Origin of the sequence: Rhizobium sp. WW_1, from assembly GCF_003610155.1 — a bacterium.
In the GTDB taxonomy this organism is placed as follows: domain Bacteria; phylum Pseudomonadota; class Alphaproteobacteria; order Rhizobiales; family Rhizobiaceae; genus Rhizobium; species Rhizobium tropici_A.
This window is the reverse complement of sequence record NZ_RAIN01000027.1, coordinates 19,820-28,746: the sequence shown is the minus strand read 5'-3', so window position 1 is coordinate 28,746 and position 8,927 is coordinate 19,820. Positions and strand designations below refer to the sequence as shown.

The following is an 8,927-nucleotide window of genomic DNA, read 5'->3' as shown; positions in this document are numbered from 1 at the left end:
GGCGCAATCGGGTTCGAGCAACAGTCATGGAATTGAACCCGCTAGGCTAAGGCCAGAAGCGCGGAATGCCCGACTATCAAAGATCGGTCATGGGTTTGACCGCGTTCGTGGAAGATGGCGCGTTTAAGCTTGTGCGCGTCTTCGCACTTGTTGAGCCGGCCTAGCAGCGCCAATACAAACCTGGGTTCGCATACCGCCCGATCACGAATGAGGCTCTCTCAATGCGGCCAAGTTCGCGGAGCGCCTTCGCTAACTCGCTGGATTTCGATGACGCGGACAATTTTCAAGGATCGTCGAGGGTGTGACAGCGTGTGTTGTAATAGCGGCCATCTTCTGTACGGTGTGTCGGTTGAGGGCCTTGGCTCTTCTTTGCATAGGCGCCGGGTACCGGCCTCAATCATTCGCTCCGTAGCGGTAAAGTCGAAGTCCACTACTCAGGAATATCAGATGGATGGTGCTTTGCATTAACAGGGCTGTCGGTTCAAATCCATTCAAGAGCAAATAGGGATATTGCCGCCATTCAGGCGAAAGATGCCTTCCGCTAAAGGGATAATTGTTTACCCATCTTTGGGCTTCAATCGAGTCCCTGCTTCCCGGGCGCCCAGTGCGCCCTGGTGAGGATACGTGCTGGGGGTACGGCCTGCCGAATTAGATATTGCCGAAGCCGTTGGATTGTGCCGGCCTTGCCCGTCAATATAAACGAGGCGCCAGCGGTAGCAGGTGCGCCAAGCGTGGCCTCCATCTTGTCGAGATGAGCATCATTGTCGCGCTTCGCGATCAGCGCGGCCTCTTGGAGGCCGAGCGGCGTCAAGACCTGATGGACACCCGCCACGTCGGTGACCTCAAAGCAGCAGGTCAGGGCTTCGTTCCAGTTCATCGATATCAGCGCGTGTGCAAGCCCAAGCGAGGTTTCGTCACCGATGACGGCCAGCGGTGCAGGCGTGCGCATACCGCCGAGCGAACTGCGCGGGCCGAAGAGATCGCATTCGTCTCCTGTCTTGAGGCCGCGCAGCCATACACTCCCCGGCCCATCGCCATGCAGGAAGCCAAGAATACGAGTACGTCCCGCAATCGCATCCCAACTCATCGATGTATAGGTCCGGCTTGAGAAGGCCGAGCCCATTGCAATCTGGACCTTTTGCCCAGGCTTCCACTCAACGCCCTGTAGGGCAGGCCCCTCTAGCGTGACAAGCCGAAAACGATCGTTGGTATCGTCTATCGCGGCGACAGTCGCATGTTTCATGAACAGCCCAAGCAGCGTCTTGGTGAGCCGTCCAGGCGCCCTCCTGGCGCTATCATTTGCTTGCGCTACGGCCATTACAGAATCCTCACAGCGAACTCGTTGCCGCGGCCCTCGTCGATCGGCAGCGTTTGCGCGATGTAGCCGTTCAAGGGGTCGCGGACATATTCCAGATAGTCTTCAGCAAAGGCGTTTTCCGCAAGGATCACAGCGCCGGGTCGCAGACATGGTTCGATCAGCTTGAGCACAGGCAGGTATAGCGACCAGGCACCATCGATCAATGCAAGATCGACCTCTCCGCCAACATCCCTGAGCGTCTGGAGTGCGTCGCCCTGGCGAATTTCAACGAGGTCGCCGAGCCCAGCAGCAGCAATATGCCCGCGTGCTTTGACCGCCTTGGTCGGCTCCAGTTCGGACCCGATGAGCTGCCCACCGCCATTGTCTCGCAACGCCGCAGCGAGATAGATGGTCGAAATCCCCATCGATGTGCCAAACTCCACGATCCGGGTTGCTTTGCACGCCCGCGCCATGGCGTACAGGAAATGTCCATAGCTGGGCGAGACGGATAGGAAGTGCTCGGAGTGACGGCCATAGACCGCAGGGTAATTGCCACGCTCATCGGCAATCAGCTGCGCCGCTGCTTGCGCAATCGTAGTGCCTGAGACCTCGAGGTCTGCTATCATCTTTTGGAAGAAGGGGCCATCGGCCGCCTCAGCTTCTTGATGAAGCTCAGTCAATATTTGGGCGACGCGCCCGCTATTCGACGTATTCATGGACTCTCCTTTGCCTGCGGAACCGATCAGCCTTAACTGGCGTGATAAGATCAGATAGGGGAGGCCGCAGTTGACGTCATTCCCAAGTATAGACAGATTATTATTCATTTCCGCCATTCAGTTCTGGAACCGCCATGCCGCTTCTAACCGATGTTTCCAGTGAGACGGATTGGGTTGAACCTGACGATGTGCCTCGCCCGGTGGTCACCTATGGCTTCGCGTCCGAAACCTTCGGTGACTTCGAGTTGGCACCCCACTTCCACGCCAAAAGCCAGCTTTTGCTCGTTCAGCGTGGAGCGCTGAGCTGCGAAGTGGAAGGCGGGTTGTGGATCGTCCCGCCCCGCAGTGCGATATGGATACCCGGCGGCGCGGTCCATGCCATAAAGGTGGCAGGTGCGTTGGAGGGCTACGGCGCTTTTGTCGCTCCGGCTGCCGGCATCAACTTGCCGGCAACCTGCAGCGCGGTTTCGGTGACGTCGTTGCTGCGCGAACTCCTGATCCGCTCCGCCCATCTGCCGCTCCTTTATGAGGAAGGCGGCGCCAACTCGCGGCTGATGACCGTGTTGCTCGACGAGCTGGCATTGGCAAAGGCTGAAGATCTGCATTTGCCAATGCCGTTTGACCCACGCCTTCGGCGGATGATCGACCTGATGATGGCGGTCCCAGCCGACCGGGGAACACTGGACGCATGGGCCATGAAAGTGGGCATGAGCGGGCGAACGTTGGAACGGCTGATGAGCCGGCAGACAGGCATGAGCTTCGGGCGCTGGCGTCAACAGCTCTGTGTCATGCTCGCGGTCAAGTGGCTTGCTGCGGGAGCTTCCATCCAACAGGTGGCGGCTGACCTTGGCTATGAGAGCGTGCCTAGCTTCGTCACGATGTTCCGCAAGACGCTCGGAACCTCGCCCGGACGCTACATGGTAGAACGCCATTTCCGCCGCACCTGAGCAAGGCTCAATCAGTTGAATTCCGCTGTGATTTGACGCATCAGTTCTAAGCCAGCAGAAATGGAGACTATGTAATTCGACCCGGCCACAAATCGTTCGAAAACGCGCACGGAAAGCCTGCTTGCCACGTATTTGAGCTTGCTCTGGAATACTTCCGCGACATCTCCGTCAGCCAGACCTAAGCAAATCGTTGATGGAGTGGCGCGCCCTATGCGAAAATAATGTATTTGATAGTCCGGTCGTGAGAGGCGTAAGATCAGTGTCTCCAACAAAATCACATGGATAGATCATTCCAATGATGCCGAAACTACGGGCCTTAGGTCCGTATCCTTTCACATCAGGATTTTTGTCAATGGATCATTTGAATGGTATCGTTTTACTCCGTGGTCAGCGGATCCGCGGTCTGAGCCGATAGCAATTAACGGCCCGTCCACGGGCCCGTACAACTTCACATCCGGTCGCCGCGAGGAGCTGTTGCACCATTTCCCGCTTTCGACGGGCTCGGGCTCAGGATAATGGGACCAAACTCAAGATTGGCGTGTGAGAACCAAAAAGATTCCCGGCCCATTCGTCTGGATCCGTTAGGCTCTGGGGATGAATATTCTGATTGGGTGAACGACTTGAGCGCTCTGGCGGCTTTCATGATCGCATGTTCGATCACAACTCCGGACGCCCCTCGTTGCGATCTGCGATGCTCAATAATATCAGATAATACATCAAGGATCGAGTATCGGCGGATTGCACATTCTAGTTGTGATGGGCGCGCCTAGGTATGTGACAACAAACAGGCGGAATAATAGTGAAGTGTCGCAGCAATAACAAGTGGCTACCCTGCCCGATACTGCGAGAGAGTTTCCAGCATTATAACGGAGTGCAGCTGGCGCCTGCAATGAGGAGATACGAACCATCGCAAAGTATGCACTCACAGGAAAGAACATCAGGGTCCAATATGGGGCTTTGCCATATCGTCGCAATGATGTGGGTGAACTGGAGATACTGCTTGTCACGTCGAGGACGCGACGCCGATGGATCATTCCAAAGGGTTGGCCAATAAAGGGTTTACGACCGGATGAATCGGCAGCGCGGGAGGCGTTCGAAGAAGCCGGCGTACGAGGTCCAGTGAGGTCCAGGCCGATCGGGAGATTTCTCTATAGTAAACTGATGGACGACGAAGGGAAGGCGATTCTCTGCGAGGTTGAAGTATTTCCCCTTTCGGTGAACCGGCAATACAAGGAGTGGCCGGAAATGCGGCAGCGTGAAGTCCGATGGGTTGCCGCAGGAACGGCTGCCGCGGAGACCGACGAGGACGGACTTAGACCTCTATTGCAAGCGTTTGCCGAAAAAATGATGGTTAAGAAGAAATGGCAGTCTCAAAAGGTCCATAATGCAAATCAAATTGGTACGCAGCATCCAAGCGAGAATTTACCCTTCGCGTCACGCGAAGGCCGTGACAGTTGAAGCACTTGCCGGCTTTCTATTTATTGGGCGCGTGAATTCGGTGCTCCCAGTCTCGTCGCAAGAGAACCATGATTGTCGTCTCCCGATCGCTGTCGGGTGATCATCCGGCGTGACGCACCTTTTCTGTCGCGTGTGTTTCACCGGTGTTCCGCTACGTCAGCCCAATGATTGACGGCGCGATCCATTCCGGGCCGGATGCTCGCGGCATTCACAGGTTCGGGCACTCGAGTGTCGTCATTGTGCGTTTATTTGGTAAAGTTGGCTGTCGGCTCGTGGGGGATATTTGGACACTGAAATTCTGCAACACCTTGTCACCATTTCAGATGCAATCTATGCAGCGAGCGACCGTGACATGCTCTTTCAGGCGTTGGCCTCTGGCATTCGCGCTCTCGGTTTCGATAGTTTTCATCTTAGCTCGCGCAAGAATGACCGAGTGAGTTTGGTGATGGAACCGGTTGCTGCTACGTTTCCAGATCAGTTCCTGAGGGATTATGAACGACTGCATTGGGCTGATGTTGATCCAATCACCGAGCGCGTTTTTACAGACAGAAAGCGCTTTATGTGGAATATTCAGGATCATAATTATCCCGAGATCCGCCGAAGAAGCTTCGTGGATTTCATGCGATCACTGGGCATGTCTGGATGGATGGTGCTGCCCTCATCGCATTGTGATGGAAGCGTCAGCGGCATGGCGTTGTTGTCTCTCAATCCTCAGCAACTTGGGCGCGATCAGCAGCTGGCTGCCGTGGTAGTCGCGAACGCTGCCCTGACTAAGGCTGAAATGCTTGGCCTTAGTCAGGGCATCTCGGCGGACGAGGCTGCCGCTCTTCGCCTTCTCTCCTTGCAGCAAGTCGAGATCTTGAAATGGATGGCCGAAGGAAAATCCAACTCTGTCATTGCCGTCATCACTGGGCATACCGAACGGACGGTGCGCTACCATGTAAGCGAGATCCTTCGCAAATTCGGCGTCGCGACACGCCAACAGGCGATTGCGATCTTTCAGTCCTCGGCGGGTTTGATCATTTGACCGCAGTGACACTTCACGACAGACAGCTTTGGCCGGTTGAGGCGCGAATGTCATCGCGGATATTACCCGCGATACAAAGCGGATCGTGATCTCCAACGTCGGCGCAAGACCGAGTAAGCCCGGCGCGGCCATCCGATCGCAGGCGCCGCCTTGCTGATTGTCGGATCGAACCGGTCGGGACTGCATGCGTTGGTATCATCTTGATGACGCTAAAATGGCACCCTTCCGACGCGAGTAACCGCTATTGAAACCTTCTGTGCAATCGGCGTTCAGTTCTAACCTGGCAAGAAGTGGGCGTCTCAAATGGCAAAGAAGTTGCCACGCGCAACTCCTATCTTACGGCACGTCAGAATTCCTGCCATTCTCCGGCCTCGACGGCGGTGTTGCCGACTATCACGGGGCGGCTTACTTTCGGCGAGACGGTGATCGCCGCCCGCCGTCCCGCGAACTGGGGCCGCGTCTGAACCGTCTGGGATGACGATGTCTCCAATTGGAAACGCGCGATCAAATGACGTAGCGCTTCGGCTTCTTGAGCAAGTGATGCTGCCGTTGCCGTCGATTCTTCGACCATTGCCGCATTCTGCTGAGTGACCTGATCCATCTGATTGACGGCGGAATTTACCTCCGACAGGCCGGTCGATTGTTCACGTGCGGACACTGCTATTGCCTGCATGTGCTGGTTGACGGTGGAAATATTACCTTGAATCTTCCGCAGTGCGTCTCCGGTCTCGCTTACGAGCTTTACGCCGCTTCTAACCTCCTCACTGGAGCTGCGAATTAACTCCTTGATCTCCTTGGCTGCTTTGGCCGAGCGTTGCGCCAGTTCGCGAACCTCCTGCGCCACCACGGCAAAGCCCTTGCCTGCCTCACCGGCACGTGCAGCCTCCACACCAGCGTTAAGCGCAAGGAGGTTGGTCTGGAACGCAATTTCATCGATGACGCCGATGATGCTGGAAATCTGATTGGAGGATTGCTCGATGCGCGCCATGGCTGCGACGGCGTCCGCCACGATCTGGCCGGAATGGTTCGCACTGGCATCAGCAGCTTCGGTCGCCTGGCGGGCCTCCTCAGCCCGCCGGGAGGCATTAACCACATTTGCGGTGATCTGGTCGAGTGCGGCCGCCGTTTCCTCAAGCGCTGCTGCTTGCTGTTCTGTACGTCTTGACAGATCGCTGCTGCTCTCGCTGATTTCTCGCGCGCCTCCGTCGATCATTTCGCTCGAACGCGAGACGGCGACAAGGGTGCTGCCCAACTGTCCCAATGCTTCATTCATATTCACACGCAAGGCTTCGAAATCAGCCGCGAATGAATGATCAAGGGAAAAGTCCAGATTGCCGGCCGCCAGTTTCGAAAGCGCTTCGCCGATCGTGCGAACGGAAAAAACACGGTCTCCAACATCGTTTGCGAATTTGACAACCTTGACGACTTTTCCTGAGTCGTCGGTGATTGGATTGTAAGCTGCATTGAGAAAAATCTGTTTGCCGTTCTTCCCATAGCGGACGATATCGCCGATGTGCGCTTTGTTGGATGCAAGGTCTGCCCACAATTGTTTGAACAGTTGGTCCCCGGTCGCACCGGGTTCGAGGAACATGCGATGGTTACGTCCTTGGATCTCGGCAAATGTATAACCCATCGTCTTTAGAAAATTCTCGTTTGCCGCGACGATATCGCCGTTCGGCGCGAACTCGATCACAGCCTGGACGCGGCTGATTGCCAAAAGTTGGTTGCGGAAATCGGTATTCTGGATACGGGCTTTTGCGTCTGCCCACTCGACCACGAAGCCGACGCTCCTATTTTTTTCCATGAGTGGCGTGACGATAAGGTCAAATATCCGCTGTCCAATCCAGATTGTCGCTCGATGCTGAGTCTTGAGTGCGGCCAGCATGGTCCTCTGATGTGTCGGGTTCTTGTGAAAGATATCGATATTCGAACCAATCAGGGAAGAGAGACTGAAGCGCGGCAGTTCTTTCCTGAGATCTTCCTCTGCCTCTTTCAGCAGGCCCCGTGTCGCGGAATTCATGTAGGCGATGTTCAGATCCGCGTCCGCGATCATGATATTTGCGGTTATCAAGTCGAGAGCACGGAGTTTTGCTGTCTTTATAGGCGAAGTCATTCTCAACATGTCCGCGTTCCCTCACAGATTGCCGGGCATCTCCATTCGGTGATCAGAAAGACCATGAAAGCAGATTGCTATCGATCTGCCTCATAATGGTATTTCTTTTGGAAATCCGCCGTAACTACCGGTATAGCTGACGTAAGATCTCGAAGAGTGCGACTGTATTGTTCGCCAGTTGTTAACTGTAATCACCCATATTAATCTGGGTATCTGTGTCTTTATTAAATGCAATCAGAATTAGAATTGCTGATTTACTCGACGCTGGGTTGGGACGAGTTGGTTCATCGATCTTTGCGCCTTTACAGATGAGCTGCCATCGCCTGAGTGTGACTGGCCCTGTCTCTCGATAGCAAGTATGGGGTTTCGGACTGATTGGCTTGAATCGCGGCAGCGATCGGGACTGTGCAACGATCTCTGTTCGCTAGCACCGCTCTATTTTCGAGGGCGAATGGCTGCTTCGCTGGCCTGGAGGATGCCGATGGCCTGGTTGCGCGTCGCAATCCCGAGCTTACGCAGTATCTCGCTGACGTGAAAACGAACCGCTCGCTCGTTGAGGCCCATTATCACGGCGATGCTGGAATTGGACTTGCCCTCGGCAATCCACCGAAGGATCTCGTACTGGCGCTCCGAAAGGGTATGCAGGGCCTGGGCTTCATCCGACGAGACGTGTCCGACGAGACCCAGCAATTCGGCCCGAGCCGCGGCGGCGTTCGCAATGATCGTTACGGCAGCAATCAACTCGCGCTCGAACAGACTTTGCCTCAGGCTGATCAATCCGAGCATGCCAACGGTCCCGTTTCTTCCCGCAAGCGGCACCATGATTCCACTGCAAAGACTGTTGGCATGAAGGAAATCGACGTAGCTCTGTTTTCGGACTTCCGAAAACTTGTCATGCTGACTATTCCAGGCAAATGGGCCATCGCCAGAGACGATGCGAGCAGCCATGGCATCGTCATCGTACCAACCGAGATGGTCATAGTCACGGAGGAACTCGCTGCTGACCGTTGTGAAGGTAGAGTCGAGGATCATTGCTCGTCCCGATGGCTTGTTACAGGACAGTGTAAAGAGATCGAACCCAAGTGCGAAGCATCCGGAATTCAAGGCGTCAAACAGATTTTCACGGCTTTTGGCTTCATATAGAGCGTTGGAAATGGTGACAATTTGTTCTAGGAGGTCCGTCTTCAGAATGCACCTTGTCGCGGATGTAACGATTTCCTCCTTCTCAATTGAGGCGAGGAACGTTGAAATAGATCCGCGATAATATTTAAATACAGATCGGTTGACAAGTGTTTAACTGGACAGATGACTTGCCGCTCCTCTCATTATTATATCTGCATCTAGGCGTTGTGTTGATTTTGGCCTGGGT

Annotated in this window: 7 protein-coding genes and 1 pseudogene; 3 read left to right on the top strand and 5 right to left on the bottom strand. The window is 55.0% G+C overall.

All coding sequences use genetic code 11. The annotated features are described in order from the left end of the window. Positions 1-42: 42 nt before the first annotated feature. From BJ928_RS39590 to BJ928_RS35760, 3 genes and pseudogenes are all read right to left on the bottom strand, one after another. Positions 43-330: pseudogene (locus tag BJ928_RS39590) on the bottom strand (Tn3 family transposase); the annotation flags it as partial. Positions 331-574: 244 nt separating this feature from the next. Next, positions 575-1,318 (bottom strand): siderophore-interacting protein, encoded by a 744-nt coding sequence (locus BJ928_RS35765; RefSeq protein WP_052228043.1) that lies wholly within the window; start codon positions 1,316-1,318, stop codon positions 575-577. Beyond that, complete coding sequence (locus BJ928_RS35760; RefSeq protein ID WP_047636728.1) at positions 1,318-2,013, bottom strand: class I SAM-dependent methyltransferase; 696 nt, start codon at positions 2,011-2,013, stop codon at positions 1,318-1,320. The genes BJ928_RS35765 and BJ928_RS35760 overlap by 1 nt, the downstream gene beginning before the upstream one ends. A gap of 134 nt (positions 2,014-2,147) precedes the next feature. Between BJ928_RS35760 and BJ928_RS35755 the strand changes: the two genes are divergently transcribed. The 3 genes from BJ928_RS35755 (at position 2,148) to BJ928_RS35745 (ending at position 5,445) form a co-directional block, all read left to right on the top strand. Continuing rightward, the gene (locus BJ928_RS35755) at positions 2,148-2,960 is read left to right on the top strand and encodes a helix-turn-helix transcriptional regulator (RefSeq protein WP_047636729.1); all 813 of its coding nucleotides are present in this window, start codon (positions 2,148-2,150) and stop codon (positions 2,958-2,960) included. Between the two features lie 978 nt (positions 2,961-3,938). Continuing rightward, the gene (locus BJ928_RS35750; protein WP_245432746.1) at positions 3,939-4,418 is read left to right on the top strand and encodes an NUDIX hydrolase; all 480 of its coding nucleotides are present in this window, start codon (positions 3,939-3,941) and stop codon (positions 4,416-4,418) included. A 283-nt stretch (positions 4,419-4,701) separates the two neighbouring features. Beyond that, entirely contained in the window at positions 4,702-5,445 is a 744-nt protein-coding gene (locus BJ928_RS35745) for a LuxR family transcriptional regulator (RefSeq protein ID WP_052228044.1), read from the top strand. Between the two features lie 346 nt (positions 5,446-5,791). On the opposite strand, the gene BJ928_RS35740 is transcribed toward BJ928_RS35745, so the two are convergent. Continuing rightward, positions 5,792-7,567 carry a methyl-accepting chemotaxis protein gene (locus BJ928_RS35740; protein ID WP_047636730.1) on the bottom strand — a complete coding sequence of 592 codons (1,776 nt, stop codon included), beginning with the start codon at positions 7,565-7,567 and terminating at the stop codon, positions 5,792-5,794. 426 nt (positions 7,568-7,993) lie between these two features. Next, positions 7,994-8,674: a LuxR family transcriptional regulator gene (locus BJ928_RS35735; RefSeq protein ID WP_281024181.1), complete on the bottom strand. Its 681-nt coding sequence runs from the start codon at positions 8,672-8,674 to the stop codon at positions 7,994-7,996. Positions 8,675-8,927: the final 253 nt, after the last annotated feature.

Excerpts from the sequence above, each read along its gene's own strand:
- BJ928_RS35765 (WP_052228043.1), bottom strand. The coding sequence starts at position 1,318 with ATGGCCGTAGCGCAAGCAAATGATAGCGCCAGGAGGGCGCCTGGACGG.
- BJ928_RS35760 (WP_047636728.1), bottom strand. The coding sequence starts at position 2,013 with ATGAATACGTCGAATAGCGGGCGCGTCGCCCAAATATTGACTGAGCTT.
- BJ928_RS35755 (WP_047636729.1), top strand. The coding sequence starts at position 2,148 with ATGCCGCTTCTAACCGATGTTTCCAGTGAGACGGATTGGGTTGAACCT.
- BJ928_RS35740 (WP_047636730.1), bottom strand. The coding sequence starts at position 7,567 with ATGTTGAGAATGACTTCGCCTATAAAGACAGCAAAACTCCGTGCTCTC.